17 protein-coding genes are annotated in these 22,505 nt (G+C 70.6%); 9 read left to right on the plus strand and 8 right to left on the minus strand.

Translation table 11 applies throughout. The features are described 5' to 3' along the window. Positions 1 to 32 precede the first annotated feature (32 nt). A complete protein-coding gene (ileS, locus tag ACFU97_RS42185) occupies positions 33 to 3,170 on the minus strand; it encodes an isoleucine--tRNA ligase (protein WP_384267545.1) in 3,138 nt (1,045 codons plus the stop codon). Between the two features lie 604 nt (positions 3,171 to 3,774). Here ileS and ACFU97_RS42190 point away from each other — a divergent pair. The 6 genes from ACFU97_RS42190 to ACFU97_RS42215 all read left to right on the plus strand — a co-directional run bounded on the left by ACFU97_RS42190 (position 3,775) and on the right by ACFU97_RS42215 (position 9,909). Beyond that, the gene (locus tag ACFU97_RS42190; RefSeq protein WP_384267546.1) at positions 3,775 to 5,241 is read left to right on the plus strand and encodes a TraR/DksA family transcriptional regulator; all 1,467 of its coding nucleotides are present in this window, start codon (positions 3,775 to 3,777) and stop codon (positions 5,239 to 5,241) included. A 61-nt stretch (positions 5,242 to 5,302) separates the two neighbouring features. Continuing rightward, positions 5,303 to 5,878, plus strand: a complete 576-nt coding sequence (gene lspA, locus ACFU97_RS42195) for a signal peptidase II (protein WP_384267549.1) — start codon at positions 5,303 to 5,305, stop codon at positions 5,876 to 5,878. A 101-nt stretch (positions 5,879 to 5,979) separates the two neighbouring features. Next, positions 5,980 to 6,924: an RluA family pseudouridine synthase gene (locus tag ACFU97_RS42200; protein WP_384267552.1), complete on the plus strand. Its 945-nt coding sequence runs from the start codon at positions 5,980 to 5,982 to the stop codon at positions 6,922 to 6,924. Continuing rightward, complete coding sequence (locus ACFU97_RS42205; RefSeq protein ID WP_384267555.1) at positions 6,921 to 7,403, plus strand: GNAT family N-acetyltransferase; 483 nt, start codon at positions 6,921 to 6,923, stop codon at positions 7,401 to 7,403. The genes ACFU97_RS42200 and ACFU97_RS42205 overlap by 4 nt, the downstream gene beginning before the upstream one ends. Before the next feature lie 74 nt (positions 7,404 to 7,477). Next, on the plus strand, positions 7,478 to 9,064 hold the full coding sequence (locus tag ACFU97_RS42210) for a Na+/H+ antiporter (RefSeq protein ID WP_384267557.1): 1,587 nt from the start codon (positions 7,478 to 7,480) through the stop codon (positions 9,062 to 9,064). Positions 9,065 to 9,168: 104 nt separating this feature from the next. Beyond that, entirely contained in the window at positions 9,169 to 9,909 is a 741-nt protein-coding gene (locus ACFU97_RS42215) for an SDR family NAD(P)-dependent oxidoreductase (RefSeq protein ID WP_384267560.1), read from the plus strand. Positions 9,910 to 9,952: 43 nt separating this feature from the next. On the opposite strand, the gene ACFU97_RS42220 is transcribed toward ACFU97_RS42215, so the two are convergent. Then, positions 9,953 to 11,119, minus strand: a complete 1,167-nt coding sequence (locus tag ACFU97_RS42220; RefSeq protein WP_384267563.1) for a mechanosensitive ion channel family protein — start codon at positions 11,117 to 11,119, stop codon at positions 9,953 to 9,955. A 107-nt stretch (positions 11,120 to 11,226) separates the two neighbouring features. Here ACFU97_RS42220 and ACFU97_RS42225 point away from each other — a divergent pair, with 107 nt between their 5' ends. Continuing rightward, entirely contained in the window at positions 11,227 to 11,796 is a 570-nt protein-coding gene (locus ACFU97_RS42225; protein WP_384267565.1) for a dienelactone hydrolase family protein, read from the plus strand. A gap of 20 nt (positions 11,797 to 11,816) precedes the next feature. Here ACFU97_RS42225 and ACFU97_RS42230 read toward each other — a convergent pair whose 3' ends face one another. From ACFU97_RS42230 to ACFU97_RS42250, 5 genes are all read right to left on the minus strand, one after another. Continuing rightward, complete coding sequence (locus ACFU97_RS42230) at positions 11,817 to 12,155, minus strand: hypothetical protein (protein WP_384267567.1); 339 nt, start codon at positions 12,153 to 12,155, stop codon at positions 11,817 to 11,819. A gap of 103 nt (positions 12,156 to 12,258) precedes the next feature. Then, positions 12,259 to 13,929, minus strand: a complete 1,671-nt coding sequence (locus tag ACFU97_RS42235) for an alkaline phosphatase D family protein (RefSeq protein ID WP_384267570.1) — start codon at positions 13,927 to 13,929, stop codon at positions 12,259 to 12,261. Between the two features lie 123 nt (positions 13,930 to 14,052). Continuing rightward, positions 14,053 to 14,862: a thioredoxin domain-containing protein gene (locus ACFU97_RS42240; protein WP_384267572.1), complete on the minus strand. Its 810-nt coding sequence runs from the start codon at positions 14,860 to 14,862 to the stop codon at positions 14,053 to 14,055. 101 nt (positions 14,863 to 14,963) lie between these two features. After that, positions 14,964 to 15,659, minus strand: a complete 696-nt coding sequence (locus ACFU97_RS42245; protein WP_384267574.1) for a hypothetical protein — start codon at positions 15,657 to 15,659, stop codon at positions 14,964 to 14,966. A 68-nt stretch (positions 15,660 to 15,727) separates the two neighbouring features. Further along, on the minus strand, positions 15,728 to 17,053 hold the full coding sequence (locus tag ACFU97_RS42250) for a DUF2252 domain-containing protein (protein ID WP_384267577.1): 1,326 nt from the start codon (positions 17,051 to 17,053) through the stop codon (positions 15,728 to 15,730). A 204-nt stretch (positions 17,054 to 17,257) separates the two neighbouring features. Here ACFU97_RS42250 and dnaE point away from each other — a divergent pair, with 204 nt between their 5' ends. Further along, complete coding sequence (dnaE, locus tag ACFU97_RS42255; protein ID WP_384267579.1) at positions 17,258 to 20,797, plus strand: DNA polymerase III subunit alpha; 3,540 nt, start codon at positions 17,258 to 17,260, stop codon at positions 20,795 to 20,797. Positions 20,798 to 20,883: 86 nt separating this feature from the next. Here dnaE and ACFU97_RS42260 read toward each other — a convergent pair whose 3' ends face one another. After that, complete coding sequence (locus ACFU97_RS42260; protein WP_384267581.1) at positions 20,884 to 21,048, minus strand: hypothetical protein; 165 nt, start codon at positions 21,046 to 21,048, stop codon at positions 20,884 to 20,886. 236 nt (positions 21,049 to 21,284) lie between these two features. Here ACFU97_RS42260 and ACFU97_RS42265 point away from each other — a divergent pair, with 236 nt between their 5' ends. Then, on the plus strand, positions 21,285 to 22,499 hold the full coding sequence (locus ACFU97_RS42265; protein ID WP_384267583.1) for an NYN domain-containing protein: 1,215 nt from the start codon (positions 21,285 to 21,287) through the stop codon (positions 22,497 to 22,499). Positions 22,500 to 22,505: the final 6 nt, after the last annotated feature.

Genomic DNA, 22,505 nt, shown 5'->3' on the forward strand with positions numbered 1-22,505 from the left:
CGGGGAGGCCGGGCCCTTCGCGCGCCGTGCGGTTATGCCTTGCGGAGGCGGAACGCCAGCGACAGACCCTCGTCGGTGAACGAGGCGCCGTAGGAGCCGTCGGCCTCGCCCTGGGCGAAGTCCGTGGCCAGGACCTCGTCAGCGATCAGGTCCGCGTGCTCGGACAGGGCGGCGATGACCGCCGGGTCCGTGGACGTCCAGCGCAGGGCGATCCGGTCCGCGACGTCGAGGCCGCTGTTCTTGCGGGCCTCCTGGATCAGGCGGATCGCGTCGCGGGCGAGGCCCGCCTGGCGCAGCTCCTCGGTGAGCTCCAGGTCGAGGGCGACCGTGGCACCCGAGTCGGAGGCCACCGACCAGCCCTCGCGCGGGGTCTCGGTGATGATCACCTCGTCGGGGGCGAGGGTGATCGTCTCGCCGTCGACCTCGACCGTCGCCGTGCCCTCGCGCAGGGCCAGGGACAGCGCGGCCGCGTCCGCGTTCGCGACGGCCTTCGCCACGTCCTGGACGCGCTTGCCGAACCGCTTGCCCAGGGCGCGGAAGTTGGCCTTCGCCGTGGTGTCGACCAGGCTGCCGCCGACCTCGGACAGCGACGCGAGGGCGCTGACGTTCAGCTCCTCCGTGATCTGCGTGTGCAGTTCGCGGTCGAGCGCGTCGAAGCCGGACGCGGCGACGAGCGCGCGGGACAGCGGCTGGCGGGTCTTCACGCCCGACTCCGCGCGCGTGGCGCGGCCCAGTTCGACGAGACGGCGGACGAGGACCATCTGCTTCGACAGCTCGGGGTCGATCGCCGACAGGTCCGCCTCCGGCCAGGACGACAGGTGCACCGACTCCGGCGCGCCCGGCGTCACCGGCACGACGAGGTCCTGCCAGACCCGCTCGGTGATGAACGGGGTCAGCGGGGCCATCAGCTTGGTGACCGTCTCCACGACCTCGTGCAGCGTACGCAGCGCCGCCTTGTCGCCCTGCCAGAAGCGGCGGCGGGAGCGGCGCACGTACCAGTTGGAGAGGTCGTCGACGAACGCGGACAGGAGCTTGCCGGCGCGCTGGGTGTCGTAGGCCTCCAGCGACTCGGTCACCTGGTCGGTGAGCGCGTGCAGCTCGCTCAGCAGCCAGCGGTCCAGCACCGGGCGGTCGGCCGGGGCCGGATCCGCCGCGCTGGGCGCCCAGTTGGAGGTGCGCGCGTACAGGGCCTGGAAGGCGACCGTGTTCCAGTACGTCAGGAGCGTCTTGCGGACGACCTCCTGGATGGTGCCGTGGCCCACACGGCGGGCCGCCCACGGGGAGCCACCCGCGGCCATGAACCAGCGCACCGCGTCCGCGCCGTGCTGGTCCATCAGCGGGATCGGCTGCAGGATGTTGCCCAGGTGCTTGGACATCTTGCGGCCGTCCTCGGCGAGGATGTGGCCGAGGCAGACGACGTTCTCGTACGAGGACTTGTCGAAGACCAGGGTGCCGACGGCCATCAGCGTGTAGAACCAGCCGCGGGTCTGGTCGATGGCCTCGCAGATGAACTGCGCCGGGTAACGGGCCTCGAACAGCTCCTTGTTCTTGTACGGGTAGCCCCACTGCGCGAACGGCATCGAACCCGAGTCGTACCAGGCGTCGATGACCTCCGGCACGCGCGTGGCCGTCTGCCGGCACTCGGGGCACGGGAAGGTGACGTCGTCGATGTACGGGCGGTGCGGGTCCAGTTCGGACTGGTCGGTGCCGGTCAGCTCGGTGAGCTGGGCCCGGGAGCCGACGCAGGTGAGATGGCCCTCCTCGCAGCGCCAGATCGGCAGCGGGGTGCCCCAGTAGCGGTTGCGGGACAGCGCCCAGTCGATGTTGTTGTTCAGCCAGTCGCCGTACCGGCCGTGCTTGACCGTGTCCGGGAACCAGTTGGTGTTCTCGTTCTCCTGGAGCAGGCGGTCCTTGACGGCCGTCGTGCGGATGTACCAGGACGGCTGCGCGTAGTAGAGGAGCGCGGTGTGGCAGCGCCAGCAGTGCGGGTAGCTGTGCTCGTACGGGATGTGCTTGAAGAGCAGACCGCGCTGCTGGAGGTCCTCGGTGAGCCGCTCGTCCGCCTTCTTGAAGAAGACGCCGCCGACCAGCGGGACGTCCTCCTCGAAGGTGCCGTCCCGGCGGACCGGGTTGACCACGGGCAGGCCGTACGCGCGGCAGACCTTGAGGTCGTCCTCACCGAAGGCGGGGGACTGGTGGACCAGACCCGTACCGTCCTCGGTCGTGACGTATTCGGCGTTGACGACGAAATGGGCCGGTTCCGGGAACTCGACGAGCTCGAACGGTCGTTGATACGTCCAGCGCTCCATCTCGGCGCCGGTGAAGGTCTGGCCGGTGGTCTCCCAGCCCTCGCCGAGCGCCTTGCCGACGAGCGGCTCGGCGACGACGACCTTCTCCTCGCCGTCGGTCGCCACGACGTAGGTGACCTCGGGGTGCGCGGCGACAGCCGTGTTGGAGACCAGCGTCCAGGGGGTCGTCGTCCACACCAGGAGCGCGGCCTCGCCGGCGAGCGGACCGGAGGTGAGCGGGAAACGGACGTACACGGAGGGGTCCACGATCGTCTCGTAGCCCTGCGCCAGCTCGTGGTCGGACAGGCCCGTCTCGTCACGCGGGCACCAGGGGGCCACGCGGTAGTCCTGCACCAGCAGGCCCTTGTCGAAGATCTCCTTGAGCGACCACCAGACCGACTCGATGTACTCGGGGTCCATCGTGCGGTAGGGGTCGGTGAGGTCGGTCCAGTACCCCATGCGGGTCGTGAGCTCTTCGAAGGCGTCGGTGTGGCGGGTCACCGACTCGCGGCACTTGGCGTTGAACTCGGCGATGCCGTACGCCTCGATGTCACGCTTGCCCGTGAAGCCGAGTTCCTTCTCGACCGCGAGCTCCACCGGCAGGCCGTGGCAGTCCCAGCCCGCCTTGCGGGCCACGTGGTAGCCGCGCATGGTGCGGAAGCGCGGGAAGACGTCCTTGAAGACGCGGGCCTCGATGTGGTGGGCGCCCGGCATGCCGTTGGCGGTGGGCGGGCCCTCGTAGAAGACCCACTCGGGGCGGCCCTCGGACTGCTCCAGGGTCTTGGCGAAGATCTTCTGGTCGCGCCAGAAGTCGAGCACGGCGTGCTCGAGCGCGGGCAGGTCGACCTGGGCGGGCACCTGGCGGTACGTCGGCGTTGTCATCAGCGGGCTTCCTCCGGCGGACTTGCTGCCTTCCGTCCGGAGGGACGAGAGCCGTGTCCTTCTCTACGCCGGTTTCGGCGGGCTCCCGCGGTACCACCCTCCTTGGCCCGCCGGCGCCTGGTCTGCGACGGTGAGCCCCCTCATTGGGGTCGCGATGCCGGTTCTACCGGCCGCTGCCTGTCGGCTGCGGCTTTCTTCCGGCGGCTCCGGGGTGATCTTCGCGTCGCGCTCGCCCCCGGGCTTCCACCGTCCCCGGGTCGCTCTGGGCTGCGTACGCCGCTACTCGTCCCCATCCATGCTTTTCGCTCCGGCCAGTGTACGGCGCCGCGAGGACAGCGGCCGACCGGTTTCCGGGTACCCGGAGGTCCGGGCGCCGGACGGCCGGAGATGACCCGAATGGAGCGGTACGCGTGTTCGGATTCTGGGACGGACGGTCCGGCGGATTACCCCGCGGGGAGCTGGGCACAACGCAGGCAGGCTTGCGGAGCGGCGTGCGCGGGCCGGGCGAATCGGGCGGTGTGCCCCGTTGCCGCGGGACTGAAGTCGATTTATCGTCCCAGCACGATTCGCGTGCAAGATCACAAAATGTGAAGGGGCCGCGGCCATGGTGGCGAAGAAGACCGCCGTACAGCAGCCGGCGTCGTCCACGGCGGCCACGCGAGGGGTGGCCGGAGGGGGCGGGCCGGGCGCGGAGAAGCACGCCAGGAAGAGCGCCACCAAGCGGGCCGCGCCGGCCTCCGGCTCCGGTACGGCTTCGGCGAAGAAGACGATCAGGGCGTCCACGGGGGAGGGCCACGGCGGACCGGGGGGCACGGGGACGGCCGGCGGGAAGGGCGGGGCGGGCGCGGGCAGGAAGTCCGCGGGCACGAAGGCCGAGGGCGGGAAGGGTGCGGCCGGGACGGCGGCCGCGAGGAGCGCGGCCGGGAAGAGCGGGGACGCGGCGGCTTCGGCCGAGGCCGGCACGGGCAGAAAGACCGCGACCACGAAGACGGCGGCGAAGAAGACTGCGGCCACGAAGACCGCGGCCACGAAGACCTCAGCCAAGAAGGCGGCCACGAAGTCCGCGGCGAAGAAGACCGCCGCGAAGAAGACCAGCACCAGGAAGACCGCGGCCGAGAAAGGCACGGCTGCGAAGCCGGCCGCCACGAAGGCCGCGGCTGCGGGGACCGAGGACGAGGAGACCACCGCCACGAAGACCACCGCCGGGAAGGCCACCGCCACCAGGACCGCGGGCAAGAAGACCGCGGCTGAGAAGGCCGCGGGCGCGAAGGCCGTGGGCAAGAAGACCGCGGCCGGCAAGCGCGCGGGTGGGAAGACCACGGCCGCCGAGGGCGCTGCCGCCAAGGCCGTGGACGAGGAGGCCGCATCCGAAACGGCGGCGGTCGCGAAGAGCGGTACCAGGAAGGCCGCGGCCAGGAAGAGTGCGGGCAGGAAGGCCGCGGCCGCGAAGACCGCGGCCACCGGGCGTGCCGATGAGGAGAGCACGGTCGCGGAGGGCAAGGCCACACGCGCCAAGGGTGCGGGTGTGGGCAGGAAACGTACGGCCAAGACGGTGGGTGCGGCTGAGGCCGCGGAGGAGACGGGAGCCACGACGGTGGTTGCGAAGAAGACTCCAGGCACGGCCACGGCGGCGAAGACAGCCCTGCCCAAGGCGCGCGTCGCCGCGGCGGAACCCGGCGAGCTCGCCGTACGTCCCGGTGAGGACCCCTGGACCCCCGAGGAGGTCGAGGAGGCGCGGGCCGAGCTGCACGCCGAGGCGACCCGGCTCAACGACGAGATCACCGCGTCCGAGAACGCCATCGCCGGCCTGATGCGGGACTCCGGCGACGGCGCGGGCGACGACCAGGCGGACACCGGCACCAAGAACATCACCCGCGAGCACGAGCTGGCCCTCGCCGCCAACGCGCGCGAGATGCTCGAGCAGACGCAGCGCGCCCTGCAGCGGCTGGACGCCGGCACCTACGGTCTCTGCGAGAACTGCGGCAACCCCATCGGCAAGGCCCGGATGCAGGCGTTCCCGCGGGCCACCCTGTGCGTGGAGTGCAAGCAGAAGCAGGAACGCCGGTACTGATGGGGGCGGGAGGCGTGTCGTACCCTCGTCCTCAGTCAGGTATCTAGGTTGAGGGACTCACGTGGCAGAGGCGGAGCGCATCATCGGTACCCCGGACACCCCAGAGGCAGCGGGGACCGAGCCGGAGCAGGGCGGATCCGCACGCCCTAGGGGCAAGCGCCGTGTCGTCGTGCTGTTCGCGGTCGCCGCGTTCGCGTACGCCCTCGACCTGATCAGCAAGATGATCGTGGTCGCCAAGCTGGAGCACCACGCGCCGATCCAGATCATCGGGGACTGGCTGAAGCTCGAGGCGATCCGCAACGCGGGCGCGGCCTTCGGCTTCGGCGAGGCCTTCACCGTGATCTTCACGGTGATCGCGGCGGCCGTCATCGTGGTGATCGCCCGGCTCGCCCGCAAGCTCTACAGCCTGCCCTGGGCGATCGCGCTCGGCCTGCTGCTGGGCGGCGCCCTCGGCAACCTCACCGACCGGATCTTCCGCTCGCCCGGCGTCTTCGAGGGCGCGGTCGTCGACTTCATCTCGCCCAAGGGGTTCGCGGTCTTCAACCTGGCCGACTCGGCGATCGTGTGCGGCGGCATCCTGATCGTGCTGCTGTCGTTCAAGGGGCTCGACCCGGACGGCACCGTCCACAAGGACTGACCGCCGGGGACCGGGCGCCGGGGGCTTGATCCACAGGGCGCCGGGGGCTTGATCCACAGGCTCCGGTCCGGCGTGCCTGCCCCGTCCGGCATACTCGACGGGTGAGCACGATTCCCGAGATCCGTACCCTGCCCGTGCCCGACGGCCTGGAGGGCGAGCGCGTCGACGCCGCCATCTCCCGCATGTTCGGCTTCTCCCGCACCAAGGCGGCCGAGCTCGCCGCGGCGGGGAAGGTCACGGTCGACGGGTCGGTGGCCGGGAAGTCGGAGCGGGTGCACGGCGGGGCCTGGCTCGAGGTCGAGATGCCGCAGGCACCCGCGCCCGTGCAGATCGTCGCCGAGCCCGTCGAGGGCATGGAGATCGTGTACGACGACGATGACGTGGTCGTGATCGTCAAGCCGGTCGGCGTCGCCGCCCACCCCTCGCCCGGCTGGACCGGCACGACCGTCATCGGGGGACTGGCCGCCGCCGGCTACCGCATCTCGACCTCCGGCGCCGCCGAGCGCCAGGGCATCGTGCACCGCCTCGACGTGGGCACCTCGGGCCTGATGGTGGTCGCCAAGTCGGAGCGCGCGTACACCTCGCTGAAGCGGCAGTTCAAGGAGCGCACGGTCGACAAGCGGTACCACACGCTCGTCCAGGGCCACCCCGACCCGACCAGCGGCACCATCGACGCGCCCATCGGCCGCCACCCCAACCACGACTACAAGTGGGCGGTCACCGCCGACGGCAAGCCCTCCGTCACGCACTACGACCTGATCGAGGCGTTCCGCGCGGCCTCCCTGCTCGACGTGAAGCTGGAGACCGGCCGCACCCACCAGATCCGCGTCCACATGGCCGCCCACCGCCACCCCTGCGTCGGCGACCTGACCTACGGCGCCGACCCGACGCTCGCCAAGCGGCTGGGCCTGACCCGCCAGTGGCTGCACGCCGTCCGGCTCGGCTTCGAGCACCCCGGGGACGGGCAGTGGGTCGAGTTCGAGAGCGACTACCCCGCCGACCTGCAGCAGGCCCTGGACCAGGTCCGCGAGGAGACGTACGGATGAGCACGCACGCGTACGAGGTGCGCGTCGCCGAGGACCTCGCCGACCTGGAGACGTGCTTCGCCCTGCGCAAGGACGTCTTCGTCGCCGAGCAGGGCGTGCCCGAGGACCTGGAGTACGACGAGTACGACGCGGTGGCCGTACATGTGCTGGCCGTGCGCGAGGACGGCGTGCCGCTCGGCACCGGGCGCCTGCTGCACGGTGCGGCGGCCGCCACGAAGACCGGCGGCGATCCTGCGGTGGGCTCGCTCGGGCGGCTCGCGGTGACCCGGGACGCGCGCGGGCTCGGCGTCGGCGCGGCGCTGGTGCGCGCCATCGAGGACGCGGCACGCGCGCGCGGGCTCGCGGCCGTCGACCTGCACGCGCAGACGCACGCGCTGGGCTTCTACGAGCGGCTCGGATACGAGGCGTACGGACCGGAGTACCCGGAGGCGGGCATCCCGCACCGCGCGATGCGGCGCGCGCTGCGCCCTGGGGGCTGAAGACGCTGGTCGGCGCGGCGGCGTGGCAGGCTTGAGGCCTGCTGCCGTACGTCGACCTGCCCGGAGCGCTGACCGTGGATCAGTTGGCCCTGCTGTTCGTGCTGTTGCTCGGGGCCCTGGTGAGTGTCCCGCTGGGAGACCGGTTCGGGCTGCCCGCGCCGGTGCTGATGACCCTGCTGGGGATCGTCCTCGCCGTGGTGGACTTCGTGCCGAACGTCGACGTGCCGCCGGACCTGATCCTGCCCCTGCTGCTCCCGCCGCTGCTGTACGCGGCGGTGCGGCGCACCTCCTGGCGGCAGTTCGCGGCCAACCGGCGGCCGATCTTCCTGCTGGCGGTGGCGCTGGTCTTCGTCACCACCGTGTGCGTGGCCGCCGTGGCGCACAGCATCGTGCCGGGGCTGCCCGTCGCCGCCGCCGTGGCGCTCGGCGCGCTCGTGGCACCGCCCGACCCGGTCGCCGCGACCGCCGTCGCCGGGCAGTTGGGGCTGCCCCGCCGGATCGTGTCCATCCTGGAGGGCGAGGGCCTGTTCAACGACGTGACGGCGATCGTGCTCTACCACGTCGCCGTCGCCGCCGCCGTCAGCGGTGACTTCCACCCGGGGCGGGCCGCGCTCGACCTGGTGCTGTCCGCAGTCGTCGCCGTCGCCGTGGGCGTGGCCCTGGGCTGGAGCGCCAACCGCCTCCTCGACCTGCTCGGCGACGCGACGCTGCAGGTCGGCCTGACGCTGCTCGTGCCGTACGCGTCGTACGTGCTCGCCGAGGAGCTGCACGGCTCCGGGGTGCTCGCCGTGCTCACCACCGCGCTGTTCCTCTCCGAGTACGGCACCGACCCCGACGACGTGATGACGCGGCTCGCCGGCCACACGTTCTGGGACATCGTCGACACGCTCGTCACGGGCGTCGCCTTCGGCCTGATCGGTCTCGAACTGCACAACGCGATCCGCACGGCGTCCGGGCGCTGGAGCGAGATGCTCGGGTGGGCCGGCGTGATCGTGGCCGTGGTGGTCGTCGTACGGCTGGTGTACCTGCTGCCGGCGACCTGGCTCACCAAACGGCTGCACGCCAAGCGGGACCACGACGAGGACATCCCGATGACCTGGCGGGAGACCGTCATCATGTGGTGGTCGGGGATGCGCGGGGTGGCCTCGGTGGCGCTCGCGCTGGCGATCCCGCTGGAGACCGACGACGGTTCGGCCTTCCCGGACCGGGACGAGATCGTGTTCATCGCGTTCGGCGTGATCATGGCGACGCTGGTGCTCCAGGGGCTGACCCTGCCGTGGCTGGTGAAGCGGCTGGGCGTGCAGTCCGACACGGAGCGGGAGAAGGAGTTCGAGCGGACGCTGGCGGTGCGGGCGGCCAAGGCGGCCAAGCGGAGGCTGCGGGAGATCGAGGAGGTCGAGGAACTGCCGGAGGAGCTGTCCGAACAGATGCTGCGGCGGGCCTTCGAGATCGGGGTGCGGATCAGCCCCGAGATGGGCGAGGAGGAGCGGCGGGAGGCGCACGAGATGCGGGTGCGCCGGCTCAAGCGGATGCGCCGCATCCAGGGCGAGTTGCTGAGCGCCGCGCGGCACGAGGTGCTGTCCGCACGCAACGAGCCGGGGGCGGATCCGGAGATCGTCGACCGGGTGCTGCGCCATCTGGACGTGCGCAGCCTGCGGTGACCGGCGCCGTCCGGCGGTGACTTCGGCGCCGTACTCCGGCGTTCCGCCGCCTCCCGGCCCGGATATCGATCGCGGACCGCGGCGAGGCTTCGTAGAGTCGCCTCATGGCTCGCAATGTCGTGATCAGTGGCGGCGGTACGGGAATCGGGCTCGCCGCGGCCCGTGTCTTCGCAGCGGACGGGGATCGGGTCCTGCTGCTGGGCCGCCGGGCGGACGTGCTGGAGAAGGCCGGGGTGCCGGGGGCGTCGACGTATGCCGCCGATCTGAGTGACCCCGCCGCCGTGCGCGGTGTCGCCGGCTTCGTGGCGCAGGAGTTCGGGACGGTGGACGTGCTCGTCCACAGCGCCGGGGGCACCGGGCAGCTGGAGCCCGGGTCCGCGAGCGAGGACCCGCTCGACCGGGTCGCGCACGACTGGACCGTCAACTTCCGGATCAACACGCTGACCGCCGCGCTGCTCACGGAGGCGCTGAAGGACCGGCTGGCCTCACCGGGCGGGCGGGTGCTGTTCGTCAGCTCCATCGCGGCGTACCGGGGGTCCGGGACCGGGGCGTACGGGGCCGCCAAGGCCGCGCTGCACCCGTACGCGCATGATCTGGCACGGGAGTTGGGCCCGCGCGGGATCACCGTGAACGTGGTCGCGCCGGGCTACATCGAGGACACCGAGTTCTTCGGGCCGCGGATCGACCCGGCGCGGCGCGAACGGCTCGTCGCCGACACCTCGACCGGCCGCGCCGGTACGCCCGGTGACGTCGCCTCGACGCTGCACTGGCTCGCCTCCCCGGGCGCGGGCCACGTCACCTCGCAGGTCGTCCAGGTCAACGGGGGCGCGGAGCGCGGCAACTGAGGCCGTACGGGCGGACCCGTACGGCCTCGGTGGCACTCCGCTCTCAGCCGCGGCCCGTCCGCGGCGGCTCGGGGACGCGGTGCGCGGTGGCGGCGCCGTCGGAGTGGCCGTCGCGGTGCCAGTCCCGGTGACCGTCGGGCTGCCCGTCACGGTGACCGTCCGCAGTGGGCCAGTCCGCCGGCAGGATCGCCTCCGCCGTGTTGACGCGGGGCAGGGCGTACGGGTGCTTGCGGCACAGCCAGTCCAGCATCTGCTCGCGCACCGTGACCCGGACCGTCCAGATGTCGTCGGCGTCCTTGGCCGTCACCAGGGCGCGGACCTGGATGGTGTTCGGGGTCGAGTCGGTGACCACCAGACCGCAGGCGCGGCCGTCCCAGGCGGGGCACTCGCGCAGGATGTCCCGCAGCCGCTCGCGCATCTCCTCGATCGGCGCGGTGTGGTCGAGGTGCCAGTAGACGATGCCCGTCATCTGGTTGCCGCCGCGCGACCAGTTCTCGAACGGCTTCGAGGTGAAGTACGACACCGGCATCGTGATCCGGCGCTCGTCCCAGGTCCGTACGGTCAGGAAGGTCAGGGTGATCTCCTCGACCGTGCCCCACTCGCCGTCGACCACGACCGTGTCGCCGATGCGCACCATGTCGCCGAAGGCGATCTGGAAGCCGGCGAACATGTTGCTGAGCGTCGACTGGGCGGCCACACCGGCGACGATGCCGACGACGCCGGCCGACGCCAGCAGCGAGGCACCGGCCGCGCGCATGGCCGGGAACGTCAGCAGCATCGAGGCCACGGCCACCACGCCGACGATCGCGGTCACCACGCGCATGATCAGCGACACCTGGGTCCGCACCCGGCGGACCCGGGCGGCGTCGTGGTGGGCGCGGGCGTAACGGCTGTAGGACGTCTCGACGATGGCGGCGGCGATCCGCACGACCAGCCACGCGGTGGCACCGATCAGCACCAGGGTCAGCGCCTGGCCGATGCCGATCCGGTAGTCCCGGAACCGCTGCAACTGGTCGTAGGAGCCTCTCAGCAGGGCGGCGCAGATCACCAGCTGGTAGGGGACCCGGGCACGGCGCAGCAGCCCCCACAGCGGCGTCTCCCGGTGCCGTTCGTCGGCCTTGCGCAGCAACTGGTCGGTGGCCCAGCCGATGACCAGCGTGAGCACGACCGAGCCGCCGATCACGATCAGCGGACGCAGTACGTTCTCCATGCCTCCGAACGTAACCGGATGCGGGGGGTCATGAACATGTGAGTTGGCGCTCGATCCGGGTACGGCCGCGACGGGGCGCTGTCGGACCCGGCTGGCACCATGGCCTCATGAACATCATGCTCTTTCACTCGACCTACGGCCTCAGGCCCGCGGTGCGCGAGGCCGCGGACCGGCTGCGCGGCGCCGGGCACGAGGTGTGGACCCCGGACCTCTTCGACGGGCGCACCTTCGAGACGGTCGAGGAGGGCATGGCCTTCAACGAGGAGATCGGCAAGGACGAGCTGCTCAAGCGGGCCGTGCTGGCCGCCGCGCCCTACTCGGAGCGAGGACTCGTGTACGCCGGGTTCTCGCTCGGCGCCTCCGTCGCGCAGACCCTGGCGCTCGGCGACGAGAAGGCCCGCGGACTGCTGCTCCTGCACGGCACGTCGGACATCGCGCCGAACGCCGCGGTGGACGACCTGCCGGTCCAGCTGCACGTGGCCGAACCCGACCCCTTCGAGACGGACGACTGGCTGAGCGCCTGGTACCTGCAGATGGGCAGAGCGGGCGCGGACGTCGAGGTCTACCGGTACGCGGGCGCGGGCCACCTCTACACCGACCCCGGCCTCCCGGACTACGACGAGGAGGCGGCCGAGGCCACCTGGCGGGTGGCACTCGGCTTCCTCGACTCCCTCTAGGAACTCGTCCTGGGAGCCCGTCAGCACTCCTTGGGCGGGTGGACGAGCGAGGGGAAGTGCCCCGACCACACCCAGGTGGTCGGCTTGGCGTTGTAGAGCCTGAACCACCGCTCCCCCGAGGGGGTGTGGGTGGTCGAGCAGGCGATCCGCAGGGTCGTGCCCCTCGGTTCCACGCGGTATCTCGTCGAGGACGACGTGGGCTGCGCGTACAGGGGCGCGGACTCGGCGGTGGTCAGGTTGACGAACGCCGGTGCCGCCGCCGCTGACTGGGCGTGCGCGGAGCCGGCGGTGAGCCCGGCGAGGGCCAGGGTGGCGCCGAGCACCGCCGTCTTCGTCAGGACACTTCGGGGGGTGGCCATATGACTCCCATCGTGAACAGAACTGACGGGCCGCCAGTGCAGCGGCCCGCCAGTATGTTCGACGGAGTCAAGATCCCAGCGGTTGCTCCGCGTGCCCGCCTTTTTACACCGGGTCGTAGGTGCGCTCGATCTTCTGGGTGCCGGTGCGGGTGCGGTAGGAGCGGACCCAGGCGGACGTCGCGTTCTTGTCCGTGCGGTCGGACAGGACGTAGTAGTCCATCTGCGCGCGGTCGGCGGTGATGTCCAGGACGCCGTAGCCGTGGCGGTCGGTGTCGACCCAGTGGACGTGCCGGTTGGCGGCCCGGATGATCGGCGAGGCGATCGCGGAGACGGTGCCCTCGGGGACCTTCACGATGTCGTCGAGGTTGTCGGAGGTCACCGACGTGACGACGAACTCCGTGGCGGCGGAGGCCGACAGCGGGTACGTCCCGGCGTCCACCGGCACGTCGTTGGCCCACGCCATGTGGATGTCGCCGGTCAGGAAGACCGTGTTGCGGATGGCGTTGGAGCGCAGATGGGCCAGCAGCTCACGGCGGTCGTCGGTGTAGCCGTCCCACTGGTCGGTGTTGAGGGCCAGGCCCTCCTGCGGCAGCCCGAGCAGCTTGGCGAGCGGTTTGAGCAGGTCGGCGGAGAGGGAGCCGATGGCGAACGGCGAGATCATCACCGAGTTGCCGACCAGCCGCCAGGTGGTGTCCGAGGCCTTCAACCCGGCCTTCAGCCAGTCCAGTTGGGCGCGCCCGGTGATCGTGCGGTCCGGGTCGTCGACCGAGCCGCTGGCGGTGGACGCCTGCTGCGAGCGGAAGGAGCGCAGGTCCAGCAGCGAGAGGTCGGCGAGCTTGCCGAAGCGCAGCCGGCGGTAGGTCGTGCCCTCGATCGCCGGGCGGACCGGCATCCACTCGAAGTAGGCCTGCTTGGCGGCCGCCTTGCGGTCGGTCCAGGTGCCCTCGGCGCCCTCGGTGTGGTTGACCGCGCCGCCCGACCAGGCGTTGTCGGCGAACTCGTGGTCGTCCCAGATCGCCACGACCGGCGCCTTGTGGTGCAGGGCCTGCAGGTCCGGGTCGGTCTTGTACCGGCCGTGCCGGGTGCGGTAGTCGGCGAGCGTGATGATCTCGTTCGCGGGCGCGTGCGGGCGCACGACCGTGCCGCGGGCCGCGTACTCGCCGGACTTGTACTCGTAGATGTAGTCGCCGAGGTGCAGCCAGGCGTCCAGGTCGCCGCGGGCCGCGAGATGGCGGTACGAGGCGAACCAGCCGCCCTCCCAGTTGGCGCAGGAGACCACGCCGAAGCGGAGGCCGGAGACGGCGGCGTCCGCCGCCGGCGCGGTGCGGGTGCGCGCCACCGGGGAGTCCGTGCCGCCGGCCGAGAAGCGGAACCAGTAGTCGGTGGCGGGCGCGAGGCCGCGTATGTCCGCCTTGACGGTGTGGTCGGATGCGGCGGTCGCCGTGGTGGAGCCCTTGGCCACGATGTCGGTCAGCGACCTGTCCCGGGCGACGATCCAGCTGACCGGGGTGTCAGGACCGAGACCGGAACCGGGAACCGCTTCGGACGTGGGGGTCACCCGGGTCCACAGCAGCACGCCGTCGGGCAGCGGGTCGCCGGAGGCGACACCGTGCAGGAAGGCAGGCGTGTCCGCGGCGGCGCGGGCCGGGAGCGCGGCCGCGAGCGGGCCTGCCAGGACAGCAGTCGCCGCCGCGGCCTTGACGACCGTACGGCGGCGGGGCGTAAGCGAGTTGAGGCTCTGAGTCGCCTCGGACGATCTGTATCGACTGGTCACGGGCGATTAGGTTACTGGCTGGTATGCGCGGGAGCGGGCGAACACGGAAAGTTCGCCCGCTCTTCACGCGAGGGCCGGAATTCCCAGGTGGGGTAAGGGCTTTCCGGAAATCCCGGCCGTGGATCAGGCCTTGAGGGCCGCGCCGACGACCTTGTTGAAATCGGCCACGGTCAGCAGCGGGCTGCCGTTGTTGAGCTGCTTGCCGTCCATGACGAAGCCCGGGGTGCCGGTGACGCCGTCCTTGTTGTCGTCGAAGGTCTTCGACATGGCCATCGCCCAGGCGTCGTAGGTGCCCTTCTTGACGGCGTTCTGGAACTGGGCGTTGTTCTTCAGCGCGGGGACGGTGTTGGCGACCTTGATGAGGTAGGCGTCGTCCTTGAACTTGTCCTGCGTCTCGTCCGGGTGCCACTTCGCCGAGTACAGCGCGGTCTTGTACTGGAGGAACGCGTCGTCGCTGACGTTCAGCGCGGCGCCGAGGGCGCTCAGCGCGTTCTTGGAGCCCTCGCCGTTGTCGTGGCTGTCGATGAACGTGGCGCCCACGTACTGGAACTTGTACTTGCCGGCGTCGAGGTCCTTCTTGAAGGTCGCGCCGACCGTCTGCTCGAACTGGGCGCAGACCGGGCAGCGCGGGTCCTCGTAGACCTTCAGGGTCTTCTTGGCGCTCGCCTTGCCGATGACGACCGTCGTGCCGTTCTTGCCCGTGGTGTTGGCCGGCGCGACGACCTTCGCGTCCTTCGCGGCCTCCCAGTGGCTGGGCTTGTTGCCCTGGACGACGGCGTAACCTATGCCGCCGGCCGCCGCCAGGACGAGGACGACCGAACCGGCCACGATGCCCTGCCGCTTGGCCTTGGCCCGCTTGGCCTGGCGCTCGCGCTCCTGGCGCAGGCGCTCCCGGGCCGCCGACTTCGAGGCCTGGCTGTTCCGCTTGCTCATGTTGGTCTTCTCCATGTGGGACGCGCAGAGGTGCTGCGCGGAATACGTGTGGGGGACTGGTCGTGCTCAGTGGGGCCGGCCGGGCGACCGGAAGAGGCCGCTCAGACCAGGGCGACCGAGCACGGCGGTCCACGCCGTCCCAGGGAGTGCACGAGGAGCCGGTCGCGGACGAGGGCCACGGGCGGGCCGGTGCGCCCGAGGCGCCGGACCGCGGTGGCCGGCCGCACGGCGACCGCGGCGACCGCGAGCAGCAGCGGCCGGAACGTCGTCGCGGCGGCCGCCCGCAGCAGCTGGGTCAGGGCGCGCTCGCCACGGCGCAGCCAGGCGGCGGCGAGCAGGCCGACCCCGATGTGCGCGCCGAGCAGCAGCCAGGCGGTGGCCGGGTCCGCGTGGGCGAGCAGCGCAGCGATGCGGTCGGTGCCGGTGCTCTCGGTCACCCGGGTCAGCGGGGTGCCGACCTGGGTGCCGGTGCCGCACAGCAGGTTCCAGCCGACGGAGCGCAGCGGTCCGGTCACGGGCCCGCCCGAGGGGCCGTAGCAGACGTGCTGGCCGGTGGTGAAGACCGTGTCCGCGGCCAGCTCCAGCGGGATCAGCAGGGCGGCGATCGGGCCGAAGCCGCGCTCGCGGCCGGCCAGGGCGAAGGAGACCGCGAACACGGCGGCGGCGACCGCGGCCACCGTGTTCAGCGGCAACGGGACCTGCGACAGCAGCACGTGCGACGCGGTGCTGAGCGTCACGACGAGTGCCGTGAACAGCGCCGCGCGAAGCGCTCTGAGTCGGATCCCGGATATGTCCATAGCGAGGAAGAGTCTGTCATGCGCTCCGGTAAGGGACCCCTAAAAGGTCCCTGTGAGAGCACGGAACGTCACAGACCCGGAATCCGGCCGTTGCGGAACAGGTCGACGAAGATCTGGTGGTCGGCACGCGCGCGTGCGCCGTAGGCGTGCGCGAAGTCGGTCAGCAGGTCCGCGAAGCCGTCCTCGTCGGCGGCGATCGCCGCGTCGATGGCGCGCTCGGTGGAGAAGGGCACCAGCGACTCGCCGGAGGTGTCGTCCGCGGCCGCGTGCATGGTGGCCGTGGCCCGGCCGAGGTCGGCGACGACGGCGGCGATCTCCTCCGGGTCGTCGATGTCGCCCCAGTCCAGGTCGACCGCGTACGGCGAGACCTCGGCGACCAGCTGGCCCGCGCCGTCCAGCTCGGTCCAGCCCAGCCACGGGTCGGCGTGCGCCTGCAGGGCGCGCTGCGAGATCACCGTGCGGTGGCCCTCGTGCTGGAAGTAGTCGCGGATCGCCGGGTCGGTGATGTGCCGGGAGACGGCCGGGGTCTGGGCCTGCTTGATGTAGATCACCACGTCGTTCTCCAGGGCGTCGCTGTGGCCCTCGAGCAGGATGTTGTACGACGGCAGGCCGGCCGAGCCGATGCCGATGCCGCGGCGGCCCACCACGTCCTTCACGCGGTAGGAGTCGGGGCGGGCCAGCGACGCGTCCGGCAGCGTCTCCAGATAGCCGTCGAAGGCCGCCAGGACCTTGTACCGGGTCGCCGCGTCCAGCTCGATCGAGCCGCCGCCGGGGGCGAAGCGGCGCTCGAAGTCGCGGATCTCCGTCATCGAGTCCAGCAGCTCGAAGCGGGTCAGAGAGCGGGCCGCGCGCAGGGCGCCGAGCAGCGGGCCCTCGGCGGTGTCCAGCGTGAACGGCGGCACCTCGTCGCTCTTCGCGCCGGACGCCAGGGCGTGGATCCGCTCGCGGTACGCGCCCGCGTACACCCGCACCAGCTCGGTGATCTGTTCGTCGCTGAGCGCCTTGGCGTACCCGATCAGCGCGACGGAGGCGGAGAAGCGCCTGAGGTCCCAGGTGAACGGGCCGACGTAGGCCTCGTCGAAGTCGTTGACGTTGAAGATCAGCCGGCCGTTTGAGTCCATGTACGTGCCGAAGTTCTCCGCGTGCAGGTCGCCGTGGATCCACACGCGCGAGGTGCGCTCGTCCAGGTACGGACCGCCCCGCTTCTCGGCCGCCAGGTCGTGGTAGAAGAGGCACGCCGTGCCCCGGTAGAACGCGAACGCCGAGGCCGCCATCTTCCGGAACTTCACCCGGAACGCGGCCGGATCCGCGGCCAGGAGTTCGCCGAAGGCGGTGTCGAAGACGGCGAGGATCTCCTCGCCGCGCTGCTCGTCGTTGAGCTGGGGTACCGACATCGCGGGGTGCCTCCTGGTGCCTGGACGTGTACGACGGCGTTTCGTCGATTCCAACGGGTGAGGACCCGCGGAAGTGCCCGAGATCCTCGCTGTGAAGGTACGCGGGGGAGCCCTCGGAGTGTCAGTGCCGAGGCATAGACTTCGACGCTGACCCCAGAACTGTCCGACCGCCTGTCACCGACCGTTTGCCATGGAGGCCACACCGTGTCAAAGCCGCCGTTCACGCACCTGCACGTCCACACCCAGTACTCGCTGCTGGACGGTGCCGCGCGGCTCAAGGACATGTTCAACGCGTGCAACGAGATGGGGATGACGCACATCGCCATGTCGGACCACGGCAACCTCCACGGGGCGTACGACTTCTTCCATTCCGCCCAGAAGGCCGGAATCACCCCGATCATCGGGATCGAGGCGTACGTCGCGCCCGAGTCGCGGCGCAACAAGCGCAAGATCCAGTGGGGCCAGCCGCACCAGAAGCGCGACGACGTCTCCGGCTCCGGCGGCTACACCCACAAGACGATGTGGGCCACGAACCGGACGGGCCTGCACAACATCTTCCGGCTCTCCTCCGACGCGTACGCCGAGGGCTGGCTGCAGAAGTGGCCCCGGATGGACAAGGAGACGATCTCCCAGTGGTCCGAGGGGATCGTCGCCTCCACCGGCTGCCCCTCGGGCGAGGTCCAGACCCGGCTGCGCCTCGGCCAGTTCGACGAGGCCCTGAAGTCGGCCGCCGACTACCAGGACATCTTCGGCAAGGACCGCTACTTCCTGGAGCTGATGGACCACGGCATCGACATCGAGCACCGGGTCCGCGAGGGTCTGCTGGACATCGGAAGGAAGCTCGGCATCCCGCCCCTGGTCACCAACGACTCGCACTACACGTACGCGCACGAGGCGACCGCCCACGACGCCCTGCTGTGCATCCAGACCGGCAAGAACCTCTCCGACCCGGACCGTTTCAAGTTCGACGGCACCGGCTACTACCTGAAGTCCACGGACGAGATGTACGCCATCGACTCCTCGGACGCCTGGCAGGAGGGCTGCCGCAACACGCTGCTCATCGCCGAGATGGTCGACACCGCCGGCATGTTCGAGAAGCGCGACCTGATGCCGAAGTTCGACATCCCCGAGGGCTACACCGAGGTCACCTGGTTCAAGGAGGAGGTCCGCCGCGGCATGGAGCGCCGCTTCCCCGGCGGCATCCCCGAGGACCGCCAGAAGCAGGCCGAGTACGAGATGGACGTCATCATCTCGATGGGCTTCCCCGGCTACTTCCTCGTGGTCGCCGACTTCATCATGTGGGCCAAGAACAACGGCATCGCGGTCGGCCCCGGCCGAGGCTCCGCGGCCGGCTCGATCGTCGCCTACGCCATGGGCATCACCGACCTCGACCCGATCCCGCACGGCCTGATCTTCGAGCGGTTCCTCAACCCCGAGCGCATCTCGATGCCCGACGTCGACATCGACTTCGACGAGCGCAGGCGCGTCGAGGTCATCAGGTACGTGACGGAGAAGTACGGCGCCGACAAGGTCGCCATGATCGGCACCTACGGCAAGATCAAGGCCAAGAACGCGATCAAGGACTCCGCGCGCGTGCTGGGCTACCCGTACGCGATGGGCGACCGGCTCACCAAGGCCATGCCCGCCGACGTCCTCGGCAAGGGCATCGACCTGGACGGCATCACCAACCCCTCGCACCCGCGCTACAACGAGGCGGGCGAGATCCGGGGGATGTACGAGAACGAGCCGGACGTGAAGAAGGTCATCGACACCGCCAAGGGCGTCGAGGGCCTGGTCCGGCAGATGGGTGTGCACGCCGCCGGCGTGATCATGTCGAGCGAGACCATCACCGAGCACGTGCCCGTCTGGGTCCGGCACACCGACGGCGTGACCATCACGCAGTGGGACTACCCGAGCTGCGAGTCGCTCGGCCTGCTGAAGATGGACTTCCTCGGCCTGCGCAACCTGACGATCATGGACGACGCCGTGAAGATGGTGAAGTCCAACAAGGGCATCGACCTGGAGCTGCTGAGCCTCCCGCTGGACGACCCGACGACCTTCGAACTGCTCCAGCGCGGCGACACCCTCGGCGTCTTCCAGTTCGACGGCGGCCCCATGCGCTCCCTGCTGCGCCTGATGAAGCCCGACAACTTCGAAGACATCTCCGCCGTGTCGGCGCTCTATCGTCCGGGCCCGATGGGCATGGACTCGCACACCAACTACGCGCTGCGCAAGAACAAGCTCCAGGAGATCACCCCGATCCACAAGGAACTGGAGGAGCCGCTCGAGGAGGTCCTGGCGGTCACCTACGGCCTGATCGTCTACCAGGAGCAGGTGCAGAAGGCCGCCCAGATCATCGCCGGCTACTCGCTCGGCGAGGCCGACATCCTGCGCCGCGTCATGGGCAAGAAGAAGCCCGACGAACTGGCCAAGAACTTCACCATCTTCCAGGCCGGCGCCCGCAAGAACGGCTACAGCGACGAGGCGATCCAGGCCCTGTGGGACGTGCTGGTCCCCTTCGCCGGCTACGCCTTCAACAAGGCGCACTCCGCCGCGTACGGACTGGTGTCGTACTGGACGGCGTATCTGAAGGCCAACCACCCCGCCGAGTACATGGCGGCGCTGCTGACCTCGGTGAAGGACGACAAGGACAAGTCGGCCGTCTACCTCAACGAGTGCCGCCGCATGGGCATCAAGGTGCTCCCGCCGAACGTGAACGAGTCGGTGCACAACTTCGCCGCCCAGGGCGACGACGTGATCCTGTTCGGCCTGGAGGCCGTGCGCAACGTCGGCACGAACGTGGTCGAGTCGATCATCAAGAGCCGCAAGGCGAAGGGCAAGTACGCCTCCTTCCCCGACTACCTCGACAAGATCGACGCGGCCGCCTGCAACAAGCGCACCACGGAGTCGCTGATCAAGGCGGGCGCGTTCGACACCATGGGCCACACCCGCAAGGGCCTCACCGCGCACTACGAGCCGATGATCGACAACGTGGTCGCGGTCAAGCGCAAGGAGGCCGAGGGCCAGTTCGACCTCTTCGGCGGGATGGGCGAGGAGGAGTCCAGCGAGCCGGGCTTCGGCCTCGACGTCCAGTTCACCGACGAGGAGTGGGACAAGACCTATCTGCTCGCCCAGGAGCGGGAGATGCTCGGTCTCTACGTCTCCGACCACCCGCTCTTCGGCCTGGAGCACGTGCTGTCGGACAAGGCCGACGCGGGCATCGCCCAGCTCACCGGAGGCGAGCACTCCGACGGCGCGGTCGTCACCATCGGCGGCATCATCTCGGGCCTCCAGCGCAAGATGACCAAGCAGGGCAACGCCTGGGCGATCGCCACGGTCGAGGACCTCGCCGGCTCCATCGAGTGCATGTTCTTCCCGGCGACCTACCAGCTGGTGTCGACCCAACTCGTCGAGGACGCCGTGGTGTTCGTGAAGGGACGCCTCGACAAGCGGGAGGACGTGCCCCGGCTGGTGGCGATGGAGCTCCAGGTCCCCGACCTGTCGAACGCGGGCACCAACGCGCCCGTGATCCTCACCATCCCGGCCACCCGGGTCACCCCGCCGATGGTCAGCCGCCTCGGCGAGATCCTCTCTCACCACAAGGGCGACAGCGAGGTCCGGATCAAGCTCCAGGGCCCGACCAGGACGACGGTGCTGCGCCTGGACCGGCACCGGGTCAAGCCCGACCCGGCACTGTTCGGCGATCTGAAGGTGCTGCTCGGCCCCTCCTGCCTGGCGGGCTGAGCAACGGCACACACGCGAGGGGCGCACCCTGTCACAGGGGGCGCCCCTCGGCCGTGCCCGGGTCTCAACAACCCTTTACACAACCGTCAGTTGTGACCGAAGCTCTTCTGCCGGCCCTTGCGCGGCATGTCACTCGGGGTGACCTGCAGGGGACGCTGCTCGGCCTGCGCCTCCATCGAGGGCTGCTGGGCCTGCTGCTGCCCGCGCTCGGACTGCGGCTGCTTACGGTTCTGTTTCTTGTTCTTGGCCATGGTGATCTACCTCCTGTGGGGGATCTGGGGGCCAGGACCGGGATCAGATTCACATAGGCTGACAAGGAGCGCATTTCGGATAATTACCGTCCGTGACAGGGCTTGTCGGAGCGCGAGGGTGCAGCTCGGGACCCGAAACGCCACGCCGAAGATCGAGTTCGGGCCGTTAAGCCCCGCGCCGTCGGGCAGACTCGAAGGAAGCCCGAAGCAAACCTCCCGGAAAGAGGGTGGATCGCGTGGACCGCTGCATCGTCCTTGTCGACGCCGGGTATCTGCTGGGGGCCGCTGCCAGTCTCCTCGCGGGGGAGCCCTCGCGTTCGCGGATCTCCGTCGACCACACCGCCCTCATCCAGGCGCTGCGCGAACGCGCCGAGTCCGAAACGGAACGGCCGCTGCTGCGCATCTACTGGTTCGACGGCGCCCCCGACCGCGTCCCCCAGCCCGAGCACCGCAGGCTGCGCGTGATGCCCCGGGTCACCGTCCGGCTCGGCGCCCTGACCCGCAGCGACGGACGCTGGGCCCAGAAGGGCGTGGACGCCGCCATGCACGCCGAACTCACCGAGCTGGCCCGCAACCGCGCCTGTTCCGACATCGTCCTGGTCACCGGCGACGGCGACCTGCTGCCGGGCATGATGGCCGCCAAGGAGCACGGCGTCGCCGTCCACCTGTGGGCCGTCCAGGCCGCCGACGGCGACTACAACCAGTCCGAGGACCTGGTCGCCGAGGCCGACGAGCGGCGCGTGCTGGACCGCACCTGGATCACCAAGGCCGTACGGGCCAAGGAGCTCGGCGGGGTCTGTGCGCCGCCGCCCGTGCCGCGGCCCGAGATCGCCGCCATCCTCTCCGCCCCGCTGCCGGACACCTCGCTCGCCCCGGCGCCCGAGCGTGGCGCCGAGGAGACCGAGCACGCCCCCGCCGCGGCCGCCACCGGGAACGGCACGCAGGAGCGGGTGTCCTCCGCCAAGGGCGTGCCCACCCCCAAGGACCTGGCCGCGCTGCGCGCCCCCGGGGTGCAGCCCGCCCCGCACCCGCCGACCGCGACCCTGCGCTGGTCCTCCGACAAGGGCTGGGTGGACCGCCCGCCCGCGGAGCCGGCCGACGCCGCCTCGATGCCGACGCTCGCGCAGCTGACCACGGCCGAGCAGCGCTGGGCCGACCGCGAGGAGGACATCACCACGGTCGGCGGCGATCCCTACGAGGTCGGGCAGGTGTTCGCGCGCCGCTGGATGGAGCGCCTGGGCGACCAGAGCCATCTGCAGAAGCTGTCCACGATGTACCCCCGTGTCCCGCACCGCATCGACGGGGAACTGCTGCGCTACGCCGCCCGCTTCGGGCTGCTCGCCCACAAGGACGACCAGATCGACGAGCACGACCGGTACGCGATCCGGGCCGGTTTCTGGCGCGAGATCGACGTGCGGACGGCCGCGGAGCACGCGCCCGCGGGGGAGTAGGTCTTT

The sequence above is a fragment of the Streptomyces sp. NPDC057616 genome, assembly GCF_042800575.1.
Taxonomy (GTDB): domain Bacteria; phylum Actinomycetota; class Actinomycetes; order Streptomycetales; family Streptomycetaceae; genus Streptomyces.

Excerpts from the sequence above, each read along its gene's own strand:
- ACFU97_RS42225 (WP_384267565.1), top strand. The coding sequence starts at position 11,227 with ATGAACATCATGCTCTTTCACTCGACCTACGGCCTCAGGCCCGCGGTG.
- ileS (WP_384267545.1), bottom strand. The coding sequence starts at position 3,170 with ATGACAACGCCGACGTACCGCCAGGTGCCCGCCCAGGTCGACCTGCCC.
- ACFU97_RS42220 (WP_384267563.1), bottom strand. The coding sequence starts at position 11,119 with ATGGAGAACGTACTGCGTCCGCTGATCGTGATCGGCGGCTCGGTCGTG.
- ACFU97_RS42190 (WP_384267546.1), top strand. The coding sequence starts at position 3,775 with ATGGTGGCGAAGAAGACCGCCGTACAGCAGCCGGCGTCGTCCACGGCG.
- ACFU97_RS42205 (WP_384267555.1), top strand. The coding sequence starts at position 6,921 with ATGAGCACGCACGCGTACGAGGTGCGCGTCGCCGAGGACCTCGCCGAC.
- ACFU97_RS42230 (WP_384267567.1), bottom strand. The coding sequence starts at position 12,155 with ATGGCCACCCCCCGAAGTGTCCTGACGAAGACGGCGGTGCTCGGCGCC.
- ACFU97_RS42245 (WP_384267574.1), bottom strand. The coding sequence starts at position 15,659 with ATGGACATATCCGGGATCCGACTCAGAGCGCTTCGCGCGGCGCTGTTC.
- ACFU97_RS42250 (WP_384267577.1), bottom strand. The coding sequence starts at position 17,053 with ATGTCGGTACCCCAGCTCAACGACGAGCAGCGCGGCGAGGAGATCCTC.
- ACFU97_RS42240 (WP_384267572.1), bottom strand. The coding sequence starts at position 14,862 with ATGAGCAAGCGGAACAGCCAGGCCTCGAAGTCGGCGGCCCGGGAGCGC.
- ACFU97_RS42215 (WP_384267560.1), top strand. The coding sequence starts at position 9,169 with ATGGCTCGCAATGTCGTGATCAGTGGCGGCGGTACGGGAATCGGGCTC.
- ACFU97_RS42260 (WP_384267581.1), bottom strand. The coding sequence starts at position 21,048 with ATGGCCAAGAACAAGAAACAGAACCGTAAGCAGCCGCAGTCCGAGCGC.